Genomic DNA, 19,824 nt, shown 5'->3' with positions numbered 1-19,824 from the left:
CGGCTTCAGCCGTTCGGGTGGTAGAAATCGTAGATCGTCTGGGCGACGGCCTTGCTCACGCCGGGCGCGCGCTGCAGGTCCTCCAGACTGGCCGCCCGCACTTTCCCTGCTGTACCGAAATGCAGCAGTAGCGCCCGCTTGCGCGCCGGGCCGATGCCCGGAATTTCGTCGAGCGGGCTGGCGGAAATGGCCCGGCTGCGCTTGGCCCGATGCGCGCCGATGGCATAGCGGTGCACTTCGTCGCGCAGGCGCTGGAGATGGAACAACAGTGGCGAATTGACCGGCAGCATCTTTTCCCGGCCATCGGGGAAATGAAATACCTCGCGCCCTTCGCGGCCATGGTGCGGTCCCTTGGCAATCGCGATGAGCGGCACGTCCTCGATGCCCAGTTCCTCAAGTGCATCCTTTACCGAGCTCATCTGTCCCTTGCCGCCGTCGATCAGGACGAGATCGGGCCAGGTCCCGCTTTCACGCTCGGGATCTTCCTCCTGCGCCCGGCCGAATCGCCGGGTCATCACTTCGCGCATCATCGCGTAGTCGTCGTCGGTCCGGGCCGACTTGATGTTGAACTTGCGGTACTGGTTCTTGAGAAAGCCTTCGGGCCCGGCGACAACCATGGCGCCCAGGGCCTTGGTGCCCTGGATATGGCTGTTGTCGTAAACCTCGATCCGCTGCGGCACGTCCGGCAGTTCAAGGAATTCGGCCAGTTCGCGCAGAATCCTGGCCTGCGTGCCGCGCTCTGCGAGGCGGCGGTCGAGCGCTTCCACCGCATTGCGATGGGCCTGCGCCATCAACCTTTTGCGATTGCCGCGCTGGGGCACGGAGATCTCGACCTTGCCTCCTGCCAATTCGCGGAACGCCTCGGCCAGAAGGTCCGCCTCAGGCAATTCGCGGTCGATCAGGATGGTGCGCGCTGGCGGCACTTCCTCATAGAACTGGGCAAGGAAGCTCTGCAGGACTTCTTCCTCCGATAACCCCTCGGTGTGCGCGGGGAAGAAGGCGCGGTGCCCCCAGTTCTGCCCGCCGCGGATGAAGAAGGCCTGCACCCCGATCTGCCCGCCCTTGCTGGCCATCGCGAAGATGTCGGCATTGTCGAGGCCTTCGGCATTGATCGCCTGGCTGCCCTGGATGAACGTGGCGGCGCGCAACCTGTCGCGCAGCATCGCGGCACGCTCGAAGTCCAGCGCTTCGGCCGCCTCGGCCATTTGCGATTCGATCTTGCGCTGCACCGCACTGGACTTGCCGCCCAGGAAATCCTTCGCCTCCTGGACGAGCTCGGCATAACCCGCCTCGTCGATCCGGTCGACGCACGGAGCAGAGCAGCGCTTGATCTGGTAAAGCAGGCAAGGTCGGTCGCGCCGGGAAAAGAAGCTGTCGGTGCAGCTGCGCAGCAGGAACAGCTTCTGCAGTGCATTGATCGTGGTGTTGACCGATCCCGCGCTGGCGAAGGGGCCATAGTAGTTGCCCTTGGCCTTGCGCGCGCCGCGGTGCTTCATGATTCGCGGAAAGGCGTGGTCCGCCCGCAGCAGGATGAACGGGAACGACTTGTCGTCGCGCAGCAGCACGTTGTAGGCGGGGCGAAAGCGCTTGATGAGCTGCGCTTCGAGCAGCAGCGCCTCGGCCTCGGAATTGGTCGTGACGATCGTCATCGACCGGGTCTGGCTGACCATGCGCTGCAGGCGACCGGGCAGCCGTTCCCACTGGACGTAATTGGCAACACGATTCTTCAAGGCGCGCGCCTTGCCCACATAAAGCACTTCCCCGCGCGCATCCTGCATGCGGTAGACGCCGGGCCTGTGCGGCAAGGTGCGCACCGTGTCGCGGATCACTTCCGCACCGGCCTGCAGGTCGGGCTTGTCCGACCCGCGCACGGTCGTTGTCGCCCGCTCCTCGTTGAAGCGTTCGAGCCCCTTTGGGTGATCGGGAGTTCCGGCTGGAGTACGCGCCATGCCCGCCAGATAGGACATGGTGCGCGCGAGCGGTAGACCTGCGCACCATGTCATCCTCAACTGAGACCGCGCTTCAGAACATCTTGCGGAAGTCGATCCCCACAACGCGCCCCTGCGGCTCGCGGTAGGCGGCCTGATAGGCTAGCGGCACGGCGCCGTTCCCGTCGGTAACCTTCTGGCGCGAATCGAGCAGGTTGTCAGCCGTCAGCGCAAGCCGCGCGCCCTTGAAGAACGGAGCCTTGGCAACGAGGCTCTCCATGCGGCCGAGATCGACGAAAAGCCGCGCGTCGAGAACGAAAGTACTGCCGAAGCGCAAGTCGGAGCTGCCGGGCAGGCCGCTGCCGTTGACTTTGGCCGGGGCATTCCATTCGCCCTTGAGACGCAGGCCGTAGCCGTTCTTGAACAGGCCGCCCTCCATCTCGATGGAATGGCGCGGAACGCCGCCGGCACTGATCGCATCGCCCGCCAGTTCGTCGAGCTCCGGGACGCCCGGTGCAATGCGCACCCGGTCGACAAAACGCCAGGTGTGATAGACCGAGAGGTTCCAGCGCCCACCCCCCGGAGGTCCGAAGCCCGAGTGCCCGCCGCCACCGCTGCCAGAACGCGAGGCGTCACCCGACTGCTTCTGCTCGGCAGGCGCTGCACCTGCGCCCGGCGACGAGGCGCCGTCGCTGCTGCACATCCGCTCGCGCATGGCGGCAAGGCGCGCCTTGTCCACCTGTCCATCGGGGCCCTTGAGACGTTCCGCTATCGGTTCGGGCAGCTTCGAAAGATCGGGCCCGGTGCTGCCTTGGGCACAGACCGCCTGCCGCATGCGCGCGAAGCGTTCGGGATCGAAGCCCCCGGCAGCGCCCGGCCCCTCAGCCGAACAGACCCTCTGCTTCATCTTCTCCAGCTTGTCGGGATCGACCTTGCCGTCCGCCCCGACCAGGCGTTCGCGCATGCGCTCGGGCATGGCCGAAAGATCGGGCGATGCTGCGCCCTCGCCCGCCGGTGCGCACAGGCTCTTGCGCAAGGCCTCGAAACGCGATGGATCGAAAGCGCCGGCACCGGCGGGAGGCGGCCCGCCAAAGCCACCGGGCGGCGTCGACGGCGCGCTATGCACAGGCGCTGCCGTGCGAGAAGATCCGCGGCTCGCACCGCCGCCCGAAGCACTGTCGCTACCCAGCTTGCCGGATATGTTGAAGCCCCAGCGCATGCTGGAAGTCGAGACCTCGTCGTAAGTCACGGCGCGCCGGTCAATGGCGATGAGGTTGCCGAATGCGTCGCGCGTGACGCGTCCGGGAAACGCCGCCTCGATCGCGGGGGTGAGCAAGGGGAATGACTTGGTGACGTCGCTCGACCGGTTGCGGAAGTACTCGACGAGCAGGTTGGAGCGATCGAGGAAAGGCAGTTTCCAGGTCGCCGAAAGTTTGATGTCGCGCTGCTTTTCCTTGACCAGATCGGGGTTTCCGCCGGACGTTACCGTGACCAGCGAGGTCGTCGAATTGGTGAAGTCATAGACCGAGACGTTGTAGGTCAGGATAGTGGGTGCGCCCAGCTGCGACAGGCTCGGCGCCGCGTCCTCCACCAGATAGCTCGCCTGGAAGGACAGCGCATCGGTCGGGTTCCAGGTCAGCCCCAGGTTCCAGTTCTTCAAGGAACCGAAATCAGAGAGATGATCGATCCCGCCGCCCACATTCAGCGTGAAGTCGCCGACGGCGCCCAGGAAATCCTCGCCGCGGCTGGTCAGCGGCACGGCGAGGTTGACGCCGCCCGACACGTCCGAGCGCCTGAGCGTGAAGGCACCGATGTCGGTGCGGCTGTCCTCGCTCGTGGTGCGATTGAAATCGAATCCGCCCTTGATCGTCAGGTTGGCATCGCCCGCGGGCATCCGGAACGGCCGACCGGACAACGTGGTCAGCGTTGCGAGTGCGAGCGCGCGATTGCGCGCGACATCGACGCCGGCACCGGGCACGGCCGGCAGCGCGCCGCCAATCGCCAGCGTCCCGCTTGCCGCCGCGGCCACGAGGGCATCGGTATCGCGGCGCCGGTCGGTACGCGTATTGGTGTCGGTGTAGCTGCCGTCCGCCGTGGTCGAGAACGTCCAGTCCCCGATCATCGTGTTGTAACCCAGCCCGCCCGCGAAGGTGTCGACTACCGAACGCGTCGTCAGAGGATCGGGCAGCGTGCGGGTCTGGCTTTCGCCACCATAGCTCAACCTGACCGTGTCGAGGCCGGAAAGCGAGGTCGTCTGCTGATGCGTATAGGCACCGTTGGCGGTGATCGAACCGGCAAGGCCGCCCTCGCCGATGCCCTGCGTCATCGTGCCGTTCAGCTCGAGCGTCGAATCGGCATCGGCAAGGCTGCGATAGCGTACCGGATCGGGGTCGCCCGCGACCGTCGGCTGGCCCGAAGCGCTCTGCCGGATATTGCGCTCGTCCTCGGTCAGGATCGTCGTCTCGGTCAGCTTCGCGGAGAAGTTGTACCGGCGCGGTCCCGAGATCTTGAAGATGCCGCCTTCGGCTTCATAGTTGTCATAGCCGCCGCGCGTCGGGACATTGTACTCGCCCGCTGCCATGAGCGCCGCGAAGTTGTCCTTCAGAATCAGGTTGAGGACGCGCTGATTCGCCGGATAGCCAAAGCGCAGTGCGACTTCTTCGGGCAGCACCTCCATCCGGCGGATCGCTTCGGGCGGGATACGATGAAGTTCCCGGAAGCTGGTGATGCGCTGTCCGTTGACCAGAATCACCGGGCGGCCCGAACCGCGCCCACGCCCACTGCCCGTCTGCGGCGAGATCGCCTCGATCAGGTCAGCGATCGAGTCGGCGCCATAGGCGGCAATGTCTTCCTCGTCGAAAGTCTGGACCGGCTGGTTGGGAACTTCGATCTGCCCGCGAATACGCGGGGCTACGACGACGATCTCGGTCGAATTGACTTCGATGGCGTCGTCATCCTCGTCAATGATCGTCGCGGGTGCAGCAACCTGTGCCAGCGCCAGGGACGGCAGGGATGCGCCCGTAATCAAGGGAAGCAAAAGGTGGGATCGCAAACAAATTCTCCGCCATGATACGCTCTGTCCTTCCCACCCCGCTCTTGCCGTGAGCCGTTCCACCCCGCAAGTCGCGTCGGGGTAACAATTTGTCGCATGTTGCTTGCGCGAGAATGAACAAGCGAGGCTTCCCTTTTTCGCGAGTCGTGGCTATGGCGCGCCGCACTGTTGCAGCAAAACTACGGATATTGATCGCCGATGGCGAAAGAAGAACTCCTCGAGATGCGCGGCCGCGTTGTGGAACTGCTTCCCAACGCCATGTTCCGCGTCGAACTGGAAAATGGCCACGAGATACTTGGCCATACCGCCGGCAAGATGCGCAAGAACCGCATCCGCGTGCTGGTCGGCGACGAAGTTCTCGTCGAACTGACGCCCTATGACCTTACCAAGGGGCGCATCACCTATCGCTTCATGCCCGGTCGCGGTGGCCCCGGTCAGTACTGAGGCCCAGCCCGTCGCCGGGACGCAAGCCGGTGACACCCGCGCCCCCAGTCCGCGGCTGGTCCTCGCATCGGCCAGCCCGCGCCGCCGCGAGCTGATCGCGCGGCTCGGCCTGCAGCCCGACGCGATCATTTCTGCCGACATCGACGAAGCTCACGAACCGCGCGAACTGCCGCGCGTCTATGCCCGGCGCATGGCGCGCGAAAAAGCCATGGCGGTCGAGGTCTCCGACGCGCATGTGCTGGCGGGCGATACGGTCGTAGCCTGCGGACGCCGCATCCTGCCCAAGGCGGAAGACGAAAACACCGCGCGCGAGTGCCTTGCCCTGCTGTCCGGGCGGCGCCACCGCGTGCTTTCGGCGATTGCCCTCAAGAGCCCCGATGGCACCGTGCGCGAACGCCTGTCCGAGACGGTCGTGCGCTTCAAGCCGCTCAGCCGCGAAGAGATCGAGCATTACATCACTGGCGGCGAATGGCACGGCAAGGCCGGTGGCTATGCCATCCAGGGCAGCGCCGAGGGCCTGATCGCCTGGATCGGCGGCAGCCATTCCGGCGTCGTCGGCCTGCCCCTGTTCGAAACCCGCGCCCTGCTCAAGGCGGCAGGATTCCCGATTGGCTGAGTGGCTGGTCGAGGAAGGGATCGGGGAAACCCGGGCAATCCTCGTCGAGGCCGGGCAAGTGCTGGCCGCGCGGCTTGAATGGCCCGGCAGGCTGGCAGCAGGCGAAACGGCCGATGCCACGCTCGTTTCCCGGCGAAGCGGTGCCAAGCGGGGCACGGTGCGCTTCCCGTGCGGCGAGGAAGCCCTGATCGACGGTCTTCCCGCCAGTGCCAGTGAGGGAGCCCTCGTGCGCGCGACGATACTACGCGCAGCCATTGCCGAGACCGGGCGCCACAAGCGCGCTCAGGCCCGCTTCACCGACCGGCCCGTGCGCCCCGCCTCCACGCTTGCCGAGCGCTTGCGCAAGGAAGGGCTTAACGTGCGCGTGGTCGAGCGCTTCCCAGACGATCCCTGGCCCGAGATCGTAAGCGAAGCACTCGATGGCGTTATGGCTTTCGACGGCGGCTCGATCGTCGTCAGCCCCACGCCTGCCATGACCCTGATCGACATCGACGGCGCATTGCCACCTCGGCTGCTTGCGCTAGCCGCAATTCCCGCGATCGCCGCCGCCATCGGCCAGTTCGACCTGGCGGGCTCGATCGGCATCGATTTCCCCTCGCTCGAGCGCAAGGACGATCGGCGCGCCGTGGACGAGGCTCTCGGCGCAGCGCTCGATCGTTGGCCCCACCAGCGCACGGCGATGAACGGATTCGGTTTCGTCCAGCTCGTCGCCCGCCTCGAGCGCCCGTCGATTCTCCAGCACGTGCGACAGGAGCCTTTCGCGGCGGCTGCAAGACTGCTGCTGCGCCGTGCGGAATCGGTGCGCGACCCAGGCGTCTTGCTGCTCAAGGCCCATCCGCAGGTCTGCGCGGCGATTGCGCCTGCATGGCAGGAAGAACTGCAACGCCGCACCGGGCGCCGCATTCGCATCGAGGCGGACAGCAACCTTGCACTCGGCGGAGGATTCGCGCAGGCCGTGGCATCATGACCCGCTCCGAACGCAAATGCCCGATCTGTTCCAAACCCCGCGTCGCCGAGCACAGTCCCTTCTGCTCGAAACGGTGCCGGGATCGAGACCTGCTGCAGTGGCTGGATGACGGCTATGCCCTGCCCGGTCCGCCCAGCTTTTCGGATATTCCACAGGATGAATGAAAATTCCTGACCGATAGGGGGTTGCAAAGGTGCGCGAGCTTCGTCATAGGCCCGCCACCAACGCTCGACGGGACGCAATCGCAACCGTCGCTGGCCTAGATGCCCGGGTAGCTCAGTTGGTAGAGCACATGACTGAAAATCATGGTGTCGGCGGTTCGATTCCGTCCCCGGGCACCACTCTCCTCCCTCGCGGGAAGGTCAGAGTGGCCTCAACGATACAAGCCTCGAAAAACCGACACTTGCGAACCGGTTCGCTTGCGAAGCGCCTTGATGCGGCGCTTGGCTCGCGCCGCGCGCCCGGTGCAATGCAGCAGCCATTCCTGCCGTTGTAAGAATTTGTCGCAATTGGGAAATGGATGCTTGCAGCGCCGGCGGAATGAACGGATAGCAGGCCCCTCTGATCAGCAGACGGTGTTTGTCTTGAAACGACCCTCCATTCATCCGGTCAGCGCCGGTCGGCTTCGGCGCGGGATCATTGCAATGGCCGCGTTGACGGCTCTCGCCGCCTGCTCCGGCGGTTCGCAGCAGGATCGCCACGCCCCAAAGCCCAAAGTCGGTTTCGTCGTCGCCAAATCCAGCGATGTGCCGGTCGAAGTCGTGCTGGGCGGACGCACGGTCGCCTATGAAACTTCGCAAGTGCGCCCGCAGGTCTCCGGCGTGATCAAGAAGCGGTACTTTACGGAAGGCGCTTATGTGCGTGCCGGGCAGCCGCTGTTCCAGATCGACCCCAGCCTGTACCGCGCCGCCGTCAACCAGTCTGAGGCCAATCTCGCCAGCGCCCGCGCGTCGGCCGATGCCGCCGCGGTGAAGGCCGAGCGCTACAAGCCGCTTGCCGAGATGGAAGCCATCGCCAAGCAGGACTATACCGACGCACTCGCCCAGGCCCGCGTCGCGAAGGCAGCGGTCGCCCAGAATGCCGCGGCACTCGATACCGCACGCATCAACTTGCGCTTCACCACGGTTCCGGCGCCGATCAGCGGTCGCATCGGCCGCTCGCTGTTTACGGTCGGGGCGCTCGCCAGCGCAAGCCAGGCCGACCCGCTGGCCCTGATCCAGCGGACAGATCCGATCTATGTCGACATGAAGCAGTCCTCGACGGACCTGACGGCGCTGCGCCAGAAACTCAGCCAGGGCGGTGCAAGCGCAGGAAGCACTTCGGTTCGCCTCAAGCTGCAGGACGGGAACGCGTACGGCGCGAGCGGCACCGTGAAGTTTTCGGAAGTAACCGTCGATGAATCGACCGGAACCGTAACCATACGCGCTCAATTCCCGAACCCCGACGGCCTGTTGCTGCCGGGCATGTTCGTGAACGCAGTCTTCGACCAGTCGGTCCAGCACGATGCCTACCTGGTGCCGCAAAGCGCGGTCCTGCGCGACTTCGACGGCAGCGCCTATGTCATGATCGTGGGCAAGGAGGGCAAGGCGATGCGCCGCAAGGTCATCACCGACAGAACGCGCGGGAAGTTCTCCGTCGTTACCGATGGGCTTGCGGACGGGGAAAAGATCATCGTCGACGGCTTGAACGGCCTAAAGCAGGGCGACGCGATAACTCCGGTGCCGGCATCAACGCCGCAGCGGGTCAACGCGTCACTCCAGCCCTCCGGCAAGCAAGACTGATCGCGAATGTCCCGGATCTTCATCGACCGCCCCATCTTTGCCTGGGTGCTGGCGATCATCGTCATGCTGGCGGGCATCGGCGCCCTCGCGCTGCTGCCCAACGAGCAATATCCGGACATCGCGCCGACCGAAGTCAACATTCGCGCCAGTTACCCCGGTGCTTCTGCCGAGACGGTCGAGAACAGCGTTACGCAGATCATCGAGCAGCAGCTTACCGGGATCGACGGTCTGCTCTACTTCAGCTCGCAGTCGACCAACCGCGGCCAGGGCACGATTACCGCGGTCTTCAGCAAGGGAACCGATCCGGACATTGCCCAGGTGCAGGTCCAGAACAAGGTCCAGACCGCCTTGTCGCGCCTGCCGCAGTCCGTGCAGAATCAAGGCGTTCGCGTCACCAAGTCCAATCCCGACCAGTTGCTGGTGGTTGCAGTCTTCGACGAAACCGACACGCGTTCGAACCAGGACGTTTCCGACTATCTGACATCGAACATGCAGGACCCGCTCTCGCGCGTCGAGGGCGTGGGCGACGTTCACGTCTTCGGATCGCCGCACGCCATGCGCATCTGGCTCGATCCGGCACGGCTCGCCGCGGTTTCGCTCATGCCCAGCGACGTCATCGCCGCGATCAAGGCCCAGAACACCGAAGTCGCAGCCGGCGAAGTGGGCGGCCTGCCTTCGACCGAAGACCAGGCGCTCGATGCCATCGTCACCGCCGGTTCGCGACTGCAGACGCCAGATCAGTTCCGCAGTATCGTCGTCAAGACGAAGAGCGACGGCTCCGCCGTTACTATCGGTGACGTCGCGCGGGTGGAGATCGGAGCGGAGGACTATTCCTCGCTTACCCGCGTGAACGGGCACCCCGGCGCCGGTATCTCGATATCGCTTTCTCCGGGTGCGGACGCCCTGCAGACCGCGGAACGCGTGAAGAAGGCCATGAACGCCCTTTCGCCCCGGCTGCCCGACGGACTCAAATTCATCTACGCCAACGACTCCACGACGTTCATCAAGCTGTCGATCTCCGAAGTGGCGAAGGCCCTTTTCGAGGCTATCGTCCTTGTCGTGCTGGTGATGTTCATCTTCCTGCAGAGCTGGCGCGCCACTCTGATCCCGGCCATCGCCGTGCCCGTCGTGCTGCTGGGTACCTTCGGCATCTTCTATCTCGCCGGCTTCTCGATCAATACGATGACCCTGTTCGGGCTGGTCCTGGCGATCGGCCTGCTGGTCGACGACGCCATCGTCGTCGTCGAGAACGTCGAGCGCCTGATGGAGGAAAACCCCGGCATGAGCGCCCGTGAAGCCACGATCCTGTCGATGCAGGAAATACAGGTGGCGCTCGTCGCGATCGCGCTGGTGCTTTCGGCCGTGTTCCTGCCGATGGCCTTCTTCGGCGGTTCGACCGGTGTCATCTACCGCCAGTTCTCGCTGACCATCGTCTCTGCCATGGTTCTTTCGGTGCTGGTCGCGCTTATTCTCAGCCCAGCGCTCACTTCCACCCTGCTCAAGCCCAGGAATGGCGACGACGAACCGACATGGGTCGACAAACGCCTGCCGTGGCTCACCCGGGCCTGGAGCAAGTTTCACAACGGTTTCAATCGCACGATGGAGCGAGGAACCGAGCGCTATGGCAGGGCGGTCGAGCGCGTGGTCGAGCAGAAGTGGCGCTGGCTCGGAGTGTTCGCGATCGTCTGCGTGGCGACTTACGCCCTGTTCATCAGGCTGCCGACCGGGTTCCTGCCCAACGAGGACCAGGGTTCGCTTTTCGTGCAATGGCGCCTCCCGGCCGGCACACCGCGCTCGAAGACCGAGGAGGTCCAGTCGCAAATCGACAAGTACTTCATCGGCGGCCAGAAGCCTCTCGTCTCGGGCATGCTGACGATTTCGGGCGGTGGCCTCGGGGCTTCGGGGCAGAACACCGGCAGCGCGTTCCTCAATCTCGTCGACTGGGATCAACGGCCGGGTGACGACAATACCGCCCAGGCCATCGCCAACCGCGCATCTGCGGCGTTCAGCACCTTGCGCAATGCACAGGTCTTCGCACTGGTTCCCGGCTCGATCCGCGGTCTAGGGCAGAATTCCGGTTTCACCATGGAGCTACAGAACAGCGGCGGCCTCAGCCGCCAGGATTTCGCTGCCGCTCGCGACAAGCTCCTGGCGCTGGCGAACAGCGATTCCCGTCTCGCACAGGTTCGCCTCAGCGACTTGCCGGACGTTTCCACGCTGAAGGTCGATACCAATACCCAGGCCCTCAGCGCCTTCGGATTGTCGCAAAGTGACGTGAACGCAACGCTGAGCACCGCCTGGGGCGGGAACTACGTCAACGATTTCCTCGACGAGGGCCGGATCAAGAAAGTCTATGTGCAGGGCGAAGCCAGGTTCCGCTCACGCCCCGAAGACCTGAACCAGTGGTTCGTGCGCGGCTCCAGCGGACAAATGGCGCCGTTCTCCGCTTTCTCTCATGTAAGCTGGTCAACCGCACCCAGCAGCACGTCGCGCTTCAACGGGTTGCAGGCCTACGAATTCTCCGGAACGCCCGCGCCGGGCCTCAGTTCCGGCACGGCCATGGAAGTGATGGAGGAACTGGCCAGCAAGGTGCCCGGAACGAGCGTGGCCTGGGCAGGCTCGTCTTACCAGGAGCGGCTGTCCACCGGTCAGGGGCCCCTGCTCTATGGCCTCTCGCTGCTGGTCGTGTTCCTGTGCCTTGCCGCTCTATATGAAAGCTGGTCGATCCCGATCGCGGTAATCCTGGTCATCCCGCTAGGCCTGCTGGGGGCCATCGTGTTCGTGACCCTGCGCGGCCTTGAAAACGACGTCTATCTGCAGATTGGCCTGCTCACAACGATGGGACTGGCCGCCAAGAACGCGATCCTCATGATCGAATTCGCCGAACAGGCCGAACGGCAGGGCAAGAGGGTGATCGACGCCGCGCTCGAGGCTGCAAGGATCCGTTTGCGTCCGATCCTGATGACCAGCTTCGCGTTCATCTTCGGCGTACTTCCCCTCGCCGCGGCGACAGGCGCAGGCGCGAACAGCCGTGTTGCCATCGGCACGGCCGTGGTCGGCGGCATGCTCACGGCGACGGTCCTGGCGATTTTCTACATTCCGCTGTTTTTCGTTCTGGTCCGGCGCGGGGTCCGCGACGGGCTGGCAGCGGCGCGGCGCAAGCTGGCCGAACGGCGCGCGGCGGCGGGAGATGGCGCATGAAGCTCTCCCACCGGACCCGCCTTGCCGTCTTCCTGCCCGCCGCGGCGCTCGGTGCTTGCTCCATGGCGCCGAAATACGTTCAACCCGATGCTCCGGTTCCGGTATCCTGGCCCGTCGGCGATGCCTACCTGACCCAAAGCGAGGCAGCGCTTCCCCTCGTTTCCTACACCGAGATCTTCCGCGACGAGCGTCTGCAGGCCCTGATCCGACAGGCTCTTGCAAACAACCGGGACTTGCGCGTGGCTGCTGCCAATGTCGCGGCTGCGCGCGCGCAAGTGCGCGTCGTGCGTTCCGACCAATTCCCAGAGCTTGGCGTCAATGGCTCCGCCACTTACACCGACCGTAATGGCGGGGCAGGCAGTGGCGGCGTCAATGGCGGCGTCAGTGGCGCCGACGGCTGGTCCTATTCGGCGCAAGGCGGCGTCTCGAGCTTTGAACTCGATCTTTTCGGCAAGCTCGCCAATGCAACGCAAGCGCAGCGCAACGCGGCGCTATCGACCGAATCGGCGGCGCGCACCGTTAGGCTCGGCCTTGTCGCGGATCTCGCCCGCGCCTGGTCTACTTACGCGGCGGACAAGGACCTGCTGCGCATTGCGCAGGAAACCGCGCAGAACGCACAGCGCAGCGTGGAGCTGACTGGCGCCCTGCTGAATGCCGGCGTCGCGCCGCGCACGGATTTGCGTCAGGCGCAGCAGATTCTCGAAACCGCCCGCGGCGATCTGGCTTCGCAGAAGTCGGCCCTTGCGCAGGACATCAATGCGATACGCCTGCTCATCGGCGCCGAATTCGATCAAACGCTGCTTCCCGATGGCATAGACCAGGTCAACGCAAGCCTCGCCATGCTGCCGGCCGGAACGCGTTCGCAGGTTCTGCTGCGTCGCCCGGACGTCATCGGCGCGGAATACGACCTGCGCGCCGCCAATGCCGACATCGGCGTGGCACGCGCGCAGCTCTTTCCCTCGATCTCCCTTACCGGGCTGCTGGGATTCGCCAGCAATTCGCTCTCGTCCCTGTTCACCGACGGTGCATTTGCCGCCACCGGAAGCGGCAACGCCAGTTGGTCGATCTTCAACGCAGGTGGCAAGGCCGCGAATGTCGATGTCGCCAAGGCCCGCCGCGACGCGGCCCTCGCCACTTATGAAAAGACGATCCAGACCGCTTTTCGCGAAGTGGCCGACGCATTGGCCGACCAGGGCACGCTGGCCGAGCGGCTGCGCTCGGCACAAGCCTTTACCGAAGCTGCCAGCGACACCGCGAAGCTGACCCAGGCACGCTACAAGCAAGGCATCGACAGTTATCTCGTCAATCTCGATGCGCAGCGCAGTCTCTATTCCGCGCGGAGGGCCGAAATCGCCGTGCGCCTTGCCTCCGCATCGAACCGGATCACCCTTTACCGGGTGCTGGGCGGCGATCAGGCCAGCGAAACTTCCCCCGCGCGCTGAGCCCGGGACAGCCATCCGGCACGAGCGAACCTGCGATAGCCGCGTTAATTTCCCCATCGCCGAGTTAAAAAATCGACGCCTGCGCTTGACCTTGCGCGGCTGCGAGGCACAACCGACGCAACGTGCATCCGGCCTCATCATCACGGGGTCTGAAAGCGGGCTCCGGGGCGACATCGTCGGTCGGAGGCGATGAAGTTCAGACTTTCTGGCAGGGACGCGCGGTTCCTGCCGGCGGCTACAGACCAGGAGCAGGCGTGGCGAGCGAAACCGAGAAAACCTCCCCGAACATCCTGACCCAGACCTTCACCAACGAGGATGAGGGCGCGAGGCGGAAAATCGCCCTGAGCCTGACCGTAATCGCCCGCCTCATGCGCAACAATTTCGATCGCAAGGTATCGGCGCTCAACGTCACACGCTCGCAATGGGCGATGATAGCCGTCGTCTCGCGCATTCCGGGCGCCACCCAGCGGGTGATTGCCGAACATCTCGAAATGTCGGAAGCCTCGGCCGGGCGCCTGATCGACCGGCTGTGCGCCGAAGGCCTGTTGGAACGGCGCGACCGCCGGGACGACCGCCGCGCGCGCGCCGTCTATCTGACGGACGCGGCGGCGCCTCTGCTCGAGCAACTGCAGAAAATCGCCCTGGCCAGCGAGGATCGCATGTTCAACAATTTCTCGGACGAAGAAGTCGACCAGTTGCTCGACTTCATGTTGCGCATCTACGAGAACGTCAGCCGCGGCTGAGACCTGCATCCCCTCCCGGGCATCTGGGGCTGCAGCCGGGACGACTGCGGCATGCAGGTGGTTTGCTTGAGCGAACCGGCGATGCACCAAAAGCAGGCCGCCCCCTGACTTTTGCTGCGAAAAGCACTACATTCAGACGAAAGCACAAGAAACGCGGTGAGGATGTCTAGGCCATGGTCGAGACGCGCCTGAAAGAACCGGAACACTTGGCTGAGCGCCCACCTCAGCCCTTGCGCCTGCCTCACACACCGCGTTTGCCAAGCTATCTCGCTCACATGCGCCGGTCCGTTCGCGCCGCCATCCTGCGCAACGAGCGCACCCTTCTCCCCAACTGCCGCTGCAATCGTCCCTCAGGCTGAGTAGAACAGATGAATATAGCGCTCATTCTAGAACGTGCGGCTGCGGCCGCTCCCGACCGGATCGGCCTGGTCTGCCAGGAGCGATCATGGCGCTACGGCGATCTTCTGGACGCGGCGCGCGGAGCTTTCGAACTGATCCAGGAAAGCGAAGCGGAAGCAGTTGCAATCTTGGACGACTGCAGCGAGGCCAGCGTCTTCGCGCTGTTCGGCGCGGCCCTGGCAGGCGTGCCGTACTGCCCGCTCGACAGCACGCTGGCGGATGAGGTTCTCGGCGCCGAACTGCAGCGACTGGCCCCGGCCATCGTTATCGGCGACGAAGAGCGCGCCACGCGCATTGCCGGCACCCAAGGGCACATGATCTTTTCGCGAGAGGACTTCAGCCTGAAGGCTCAGGAGACAGTGCCTGACGACAATGCCCGCGAATACGACCCCGGCGGCGGCGTCGCCATCGAGATCTTCACGCGCGACACCCGGGATTCGCCCCGTGCCGAAATCTTCCGGCATTCCCAATTGCTCGACCAGTTAGCCAAGGCTGCGTCCGCTCCGCGATCCGAGCGCTCGGACGTCATTCTGCTGGCGGTTCCTCCGCACAATATCGTCGGCATTCTGGCCTTGCTCTTTGCGGTGCAGGAGTGTCGAAAGGCAGTCCTGCTCCCCTACATCGCCGCCGAAGCCTGGTTCACTCTCGTAGAGAGCCAGCGGGTGTCGCAAGCCCTGGTCGTACCGGCGCTTCTGGCGTGCATCGTCGAGGATATGGAAGCGGGCGTGGGCCGTGACCTCACGACCCTGCGGGCCATTGCCTGCGCCGGGGCAGAGATGCCCCTTGAGGTGATGCGCCGCGCGCTCGAGTTGTTTCCCGAAGCCGACTTCACCAGTGCCTGGGGCCCTGAAGGCGTGGCAGATACGATCACGGTGCTCGCACACGAGCGCCCTCAGCACGCTCTCGCCGACGTTGCGGCAATTCTGGGCGCCCAAGTTCCGCCAGCGCGTTCGATCGACTTCTAGGGGGGAATTTGCGCAGGTCAGCACGAATGCCATGGCGTGCGGCCATGACGCTCACTTGCCGGCGTTATCGTCCGCTGCTGGCTTGCCTGACAGGTTGAGCCGAATGATTTCCAGTGTAGCGTACAGCTGGGCTTGATCGGCATCGCTGACGCCCGTGAGCGCCAGATCGGATATTTCCTCGGACAAGGGCCCCAACTCGCCCACGCGATTCTGGCCTTGCGGCGTGAGGAACAAACGCCATGCGCGGCGGTCTGCCGGATCGGCGCGACGCTCGACCAGCCCGGCGTCCTGCATACGGTCGATCATGCGCCCGGCGGTAATCGGCTCGACCTCGAGAATTTCAGCAAGTTCGGCCTGCTTGATACCCTCCCGGCGACTGAGAACGGAAAGGACCTGCCACTGCGGCCGCGTTACGCCGATTTCCCGGGCGCGCTGGTCGAAGCTACGGCGCATCAAACGCGCAACCTGTCCCACTAATGTGCCAAACCTTCGTTCCATGCCCCGAACTTAGTAGGCTTGCTTATAATTGACTAGTGAAAATATTGCGGAGCCCTGTGCGCCACTGGCCATCGGTCGGGAAACCGGCCTCTACCGACCGGTTTCCCGCGAAGATCCGATCAGAGGAAGGCCTTCACTTCGCGCAAGACCATTGCGGCATGTTCCTTACGGCAGATCAGCAAGTCGGGCATATAGACGTCCTGCTGGTTGTAGACGAGTGGGCTGCCGTCGATGCGCGACACATGCAGGCCCCAGCCCAGCGCGACCGCGGCTGGCGCGCAGCTATCCCATTCGTACTGGCCGCCCGAGTGAAGGTAGATATCCGCTTCGCCGCGCAGGATCGCCATGGCCTTTGCGCCGGCCGAGCCCATGGGCACGAGTTCACCGCCGATCGCATCGCACACGCCGGTCGCTTCCCGGGCCGGGCGGGTCCGGCTCACCACCATGCGCAGCTTCTCGGGCGCTACGGGAACTTGACCCGGCTGGTCCGAACGCAGAACCTCGCCAAGACCGGGCAGCGCGACGGCGCCCAGGACCGGCGCGCCGTTCAATGCCATGCCTACATGTACGGCCCAGTCGGAGCGCTCCTCGCCATATTCGCGGGTGCCGTCGACCGGATCGACGATCCACACGCGCTCCTTCGACAAGCGCTCTGCGTTGTCCTTTTCTTCCTCGGACAGCAGCCCGTCATCCGCGCGCTGCTGACGTAGCGCGTGGACGAGGAACTGGTTCGCGGTCTGGTCACCCGCCTTGCCGAGGGACTTGCCCTCGAACATGCCGGATTCGCGGACCTCGATGAGGATCTTGCCGGCAACCCCGGCCAGATGCGCGGCGAGATCGCCATCGGTCATCGTCATCAGGCGTCTCCCAGAAGCGTATCGACGATCAGGTTCGCCGCTTCTTCAGGCGACATCTTGGTCGTGTCGATCCGGATTTCCGGGCTGCGCGGCGCTTCGTAGGGGCTATCGATGCCGGTGAAGTTCTTGAGCTCACCGGAGCGCGCCTTCTTGTAGAGGCCCTTGACGTCGCGCGCCTCGGCCACCTTGAGCGGCGTGTCGATGAAGACTTCGAAGAACTCGCCCTCGGGAAGCATCGAGCGCACCATTTCGCGATCCGCCTGGAAGGGCGAGATGAACGCGGTGATGACGATCAGGCCGGCATCGGCCATCAGCTTGGAGACTTCGCCGACGCGGCGGATATTCTCGATGCGGTCTGTTTCAGTGAAGCCGAGATCCTTGTTCAGGCCATGACGCACATTGTCGCCGTCGAGCAGGAAGGTGTGCCGGTTCATCCGGTGCAGCTTCTTCTCGACCATGTTGGCGATGGTCGACTTGCCCGAGCCGGAAAGGCCGGTGAACCACAGCACCGCCGGGGTCTGGTTCTTGAGCGCGGCATGCTGCTTGCGGCCGATATCGAGCGCCTGCCAGTGCACGTTCTGCGAACGGCGCAGCGAGAAGTTGATCATGCCCGCCGCAACCGTGGCGTTGGTCATCTTGTCGACGAGGATGAACCCGCCCAGTGCGCGATTGTCCGCATAAGGCTCGAACACGATCTGCTTGTCGGTCACGATCTCGGCTACGCCGATCTCGTTCAGTTCAAGCGTCTTGGCCGCCATGTGCTCCATCGTGTTCACGTTGACCGTGTACTTGGGCTCATGGACCGTCACCGAGACCGTTTGCGTGGCAAGCTTGAGCCAGTAGGCCCGGCCCGGCACCAGCGCATCGTCTGCCATCCATACGATGGTCGATTCGAACTGGTCGGCCGTCTGCGGCGGATTGTCGGCGATCGAAATCACCGAACCGCGCGAGCAGTCGATCTCGTCCTCGAAGCAGACGGTGACCGACTCGCCGGCCACGGCCTCTTCGATCTCGCCATCGAAGGTGACGACCTTGCTGACCGTGCTGGTCTTGCCCGAAGGCAGGACGCGGATCTTGTCGCCGGGCCTCACGGCGCCGGTCGCGATAAGGCCCGAGAAACCGCGGAAGTCGAGGTTCGGGCGGTTGACCCATTGTACCGGCATGCGCAGCGGCTTGTCGGCGTCGACCGAGCTGATGACTTCGACGGTCTCGAGATGCTCGACGAGCGTCGGCCCCTTGTACCACGGCGTATTCGCCGAGAGCGTGGTGATGTTGTCGCCCTTGAAGCCCGAGATCGGCATGGCCGTGAAGCTCTCGATCCCGATCGAGTTGGCGAATGCGGAATAATCGGCAACGATCTTGTCGAAGACTTCCTGGCTGTAATCGACAAGGTCCATCTTGTTGACGGCCAGGACGATGTTCTTGATGCCGATCAGGTGGCACAGGTAACTGTGACGGCGCGTCTGGACGAGCACGCCCTTGCGCGCGTCGATCAGGATCACCGCGAGGTCGGCGGTCGAGGCGCCGGTCACCATGTTGCGGGTGTACTGTTCGTGGCCCGGGCAGTCGGCGACAATGAACTTGCGCTTCTCGGTGTTGAAGAAGCGATAGGCCACGTCGATGGTGATGCCCTGCTCACGCTCGGCGGCGAGGCCGTCGACCAGCAATGCAAAGTCGATTTCCTGCCCCTGCGTACCGACCTTCTTCGAATCCGAAGTCAGCGCATCGAGCTGGTCCTCGAAGATCATCTTCGAATCGTAGAGCAGGCGCCCGATCAGGGTGGACTTGCCGTCGTCGACGCTGCCGCAGGTGATGAAGCGCAGCATCGTCTTGTGTTCGTGCTGCTCGAGGTAGGCGTCGATATCCTTGGAGATCAGCTCGTCGACGACGTACACCGGATCGTTGTGGGTCTTGGTGTCGGTCATCAGAAGTACCCCTGCTGCTTCTTGACTTCCATGCCGGCACCGCCGGCATCCTTGTCGATGGCGCGGCCCTGCCGCTCGGACGTGGTGGTGAGCAGCGTTTCCTGGATCACCTCGGGGAGAGTCTTCGCCTCGCTCTCCACAGCGCCGGTCAGCGGGTAGCAGCCCAGCGTGCGGAAGCGGATCGAGCGCATGACCGGCTCCTCGCCCGGCTGCAGCGGGAAGCGTTCGTCATCGACCATCAGCAGCATGCCGTCGCGCTCAACGGTCGGGCGCTTCTCGGCGAAGTAGAGCGGCACGATCGGAATGTCGTTGAGGTGAATGTACTGCCACACGTCGAGCTCGGTCCAGTTCGAGATCGGGAAGACGCGGATCGATTCCCCGCGCGCCTTCTTGGCATTGTAGAGGTTCCACAGCTCGGGGCGCTGGTTCTTTGGGTCCCAGCCATGCGAGGAAGTCCGGAACGAGAAGATGCGCTCCTTGGCGCGGCTCTTTTCCTCGTCGCGGCGGGCACCGCCGAAGGCAGCGTCGAAGCCGTACTTGTCCAGCGCTTGCTTGAGCCCCTCGGTCTTCCACATGTCGGTGTGCAGCGAACCGTGGTCGAAGGGATTGATGCCCTTCTCCTGCGCTTCGGGGTTCTGGTAGACGAGCAGGTCCATGCCCGAGAGTTCGGCCATCTTGTCGCGCAGCTCGTACATCGCCTTGAACTTCCAGGTCGTGTCGACGTGGAGCAGCGGGAACGGCGGCGGCGAGGGATAGAAAGCCTTGCGCGCAAGGTGCAGCATGACGGCGCTGTCCTTGCCGACCGAGTAGAGCATCACCGGCCGTTCGGCCTCGGCAACGACTTCCCGGATGATGTGGATGCTCTCGGCCTCCAGCCTCTCAAGGTGGGTCAGTGTCTTCATCTCAATCCCTTCGCGTGGGCTTCGGCGGGGATCGGCGCGGCCGTCGCCCGTCTGTCGCGCATGTCATTGCAGGGATGACTTTTGCGCGAACCTCCCATATGGGA

At 64.3% G+C, this 19,824-nt stretch carries 15 protein-coding genes and 1 tRNA gene; 10 read left to right on the top strand and 6 right to left on the bottom strand.

The window, feature by feature from the left end; genetic code table 11:
• Nucleotides 1–5: 5 nt before the first annotated feature.
• Entirely contained in the window at nt 6–1,967 is a 1,962-nt protein-coding gene (gene uvrC, locus JI59_RS02220) for an excinuclease ABC subunit UvrC (protein WP_007014969.1), read from the bottom strand.
• A 55-nt stretch (nt 1,968–2,022) separates the two neighbouring features.
• Nucleotides 2,023–4,956, bottom strand: a complete 2,934-nt coding sequence (locus tag JI59_RS02215) for a TonB-dependent receptor (RefSeq protein WP_007014968.1) — start codon at nt 4,954–4,956, stop codon at nt 2,023–2,025.
• 222 nt (nt 4,957–5,178) lie between these two features.
• Between JI59_RS02215 and infA the strand changes: the two genes are divergently transcribed.
• The 10 genes from infA (at nt 5,179) to JI59_RS02165 (ending at nt 15,538) form a co-directional block, all read left to right on the top strand.
• Nucleotides 5,179–5,424 (top strand): translation initiation factor IF-1, encoded by a 246-nt coding sequence (gene infA, locus JI59_RS02210; protein WP_007014967.1) that lies wholly within the window; start codon nt 5,179–5,181, stop codon nt 5,422–5,424.
• Nucleotides 5,405–6,040: a Maf family protein gene (locus JI59_RS02205; RefSeq protein WP_007014966.1), complete on the top strand. Its 636-nt coding sequence runs from the start codon at nt 5,405–5,407 to the stop codon at nt 6,038–6,040. Before infA ends, JI59_RS02205 begins: the two co-directional genes overlap by 20 nt.
• Nucleotides 6,033–7,007 carry an Rne/Rng family ribonuclease gene (locus JI59_RS02200; RefSeq protein WP_007014965.1) on the top strand — a complete coding sequence of 325 codons (975 nt, stop codon included), beginning with the start codon at nt 6,033–6,035 and terminating at the stop codon, nt 7,005–7,007. Before JI59_RS02205 ends, JI59_RS02200 begins: the two co-directional genes overlap by 8 nt.
• Entirely contained in the window at nt 7,004–7,171 is a 168-nt protein-coding gene (yacG, locus tag JI59_RS25940; RefSeq protein ID WP_007014964.1) for a DNA gyrase inhibitor YacG, read from the top strand. The genes JI59_RS02200 and yacG overlap by 4 nt, the downstream gene beginning before the upstream one ends.
• 101 nt (nt 7,172–7,272) lie before the next feature.
• Nucleotides 7,273–7,348 (top strand) — tRNA-Phe (locus JI59_RS02195).
• 234 nt (nt 7,349–7,582) lie between these two features.
• Nucleotides 7,583–8,788 carry an efflux RND transporter periplasmic adaptor subunit gene (locus JI59_RS02190; RefSeq protein ID WP_007014963.1) on the top strand — a complete coding sequence of 402 codons (1,206 nt, stop codon included), beginning with the start codon at nt 7,583–7,585 and terminating at the stop codon, nt 8,786–8,788.
• A gap of 6 nt (nt 8,789–8,794) precedes the next feature.
• Complete coding sequence (locus tag JI59_RS02185) at nt 8,795–11,989, top strand: efflux RND transporter permease subunit (RefSeq protein ID WP_007014961.1); 3,195 nt, start codon at nt 8,795–8,797, stop codon at nt 11,987–11,989.
• Nucleotides 11,986–13,431 (top strand): efflux transporter outer membrane subunit, encoded by a 1,446-nt coding sequence (locus tag JI59_RS02180; RefSeq protein WP_007014960.1) that lies wholly within the window; start codon nt 11,986–11,988, stop codon nt 13,429–13,431. The genes JI59_RS02185 and JI59_RS02180 overlap by 4 nt, the downstream gene beginning before the upstream one ends.
• Nucleotides 13,432–13,685: 254 nt before the next feature.
• On the top strand, nt 13,686–14,174 hold the full coding sequence (locus JI59_RS02175; RefSeq protein WP_007014959.1) for a MarR family winged helix-turn-helix transcriptional regulator: 489 nt from the start codon (nt 13,686–13,688) through the stop codon (nt 14,172–14,174).
• 368 nt (nt 14,175–14,542) lie between these two features.
• Complete coding sequence (locus tag JI59_RS02165) at nt 14,543–15,538, top strand: AMP-binding protein (protein ID WP_007014958.1); 996 nt, start codon at nt 14,543–14,545, stop codon at nt 15,536–15,538.
• Nucleotides 15,539–15,589: 51 nt separating this feature from the next.
• Here JI59_RS02165 and JI59_RS02160 read toward each other — a convergent pair whose 3' ends face one another.
• The 4 genes from JI59_RS02160 to cysD form a co-directional block, all read right to left on the bottom strand.
• Nucleotides 15,590–15,991, bottom strand: coding sequence for a MarR family winged helix-turn-helix transcriptional regulator (locus JI59_RS02160; protein ID WP_007014957.1), 402 nt, complete (start codon nt 15,989–15,991; stop codon nt 15,590–15,592).
• A 164-nt stretch (nt 15,992–16,155) separates the two neighbouring features.
• On the bottom strand, nt 16,156–16,893 hold the full coding sequence (locus tag JI59_RS02155; protein ID WP_007014956.1) for a 3'(2'),5'-bisphosphate nucleotidase CysQ: 738 nt from the start codon (nt 16,891–16,893) through the stop codon (nt 16,156–16,158).
• Nucleotides 16,893–18,818: a sulfate adenylyltransferase subunit CysN gene (gene cysN / locus JI59_RS02150; protein WP_007014955.1), complete on the bottom strand. Its 1,926-nt coding sequence runs from the start codon at nt 18,816–18,818 to the stop codon at nt 16,893–16,895. Before cysN ends, JI59_RS02155 begins: the two co-directional genes overlap by 1 nt.
• Complete coding sequence (cysD, locus tag JI59_RS02145) at nt 18,818–19,720, bottom strand: sulfate adenylyltransferase subunit CysD (RefSeq protein WP_007014954.1); 903 nt, start codon at nt 19,718–19,720, stop codon at nt 18,818–18,820. The genes cysN and cysD overlap by 1 nt, the downstream gene beginning before the upstream one ends.
• Between the last annotated feature and the right edge of the window lie 104 nt (nt 19,721–19,824).

Source organism: Novosphingobium pentaromativorans US6-1 (assembly GCF_000767465.1).
Lineage (GTDB): Bacteria > Pseudomonadota > Alphaproteobacteria > Sphingomonadales > Sphingomonadaceae > Novosphingobium > Novosphingobium pentaromativorans.
The sequence above is the reverse complement of the archived record's forward strand: the minus strand, read 5'-3'. Positions and strand labels throughout refer to the sequence as shown.

Coding starts and splice junctions, on each gene's coding strand:
- JI59_RS02165 (WP_007014958.1), top strand. CDS start 14,543: ATGAATATAGCGCTCATTCTAGAACGTGCGGCTGCGGCCGCTCCCGAC.
- cysN (WP_007014955.1), bottom strand. CDS start 18,818: ATGACCGACACCAAGACCCACAACGATCCGGTGTACGTCGTCGACGAG.
- cysD (WP_007014954.1), bottom strand. CDS start 19,720: ATGAAGACACTGACCCACCTTGAGAGGCTGGAGGCCGAGAGCATCCAC.
- yacG (WP_007014964.1), top strand. CDS start 7,004: ATGACCCGCTCCGAACGCAAATGCCCGATCTGTTCCAAACCCCGCGTC.
- infA (WP_007014967.1), top strand. CDS start 5,179: ATGGCGAAAGAAGAACTCCTCGAGATGCGCGGCCGCGTTGTGGAACTG.
- JI59_RS02160 (WP_007014957.1), bottom strand. CDS start 15,991: ATGCGCCGTAGCTTCGACCAGCGCGCCCGGGAAATCGGCGTAACGCGG.
- JI59_RS02185 (WP_007014961.1), top strand. CDS start 8,795: ATGTCCCGGATCTTCATCGACCGCCCCATCTTTGCCTGGGTGCTGGCG.
- uvrC (WP_007014969.1), bottom strand. CDS start 1,967: ATGTCCTATCTGGCGGGCATGGCGCGTACTCCAGCCGGAACTCCCGAT.
- JI59_RS02155 (WP_007014956.1), bottom strand. CDS start 16,893: ATGACGATGACCGATGGCGATCTCGCCGCGCATCTGGCCGGGGTTGCC.
- JI59_RS02180 (WP_007014960.1), top strand. CDS start 11,986: ATGAAGCTCTCCCACCGGACCCGCCTTGCCGTCTTCCTGCCCGCCGCG.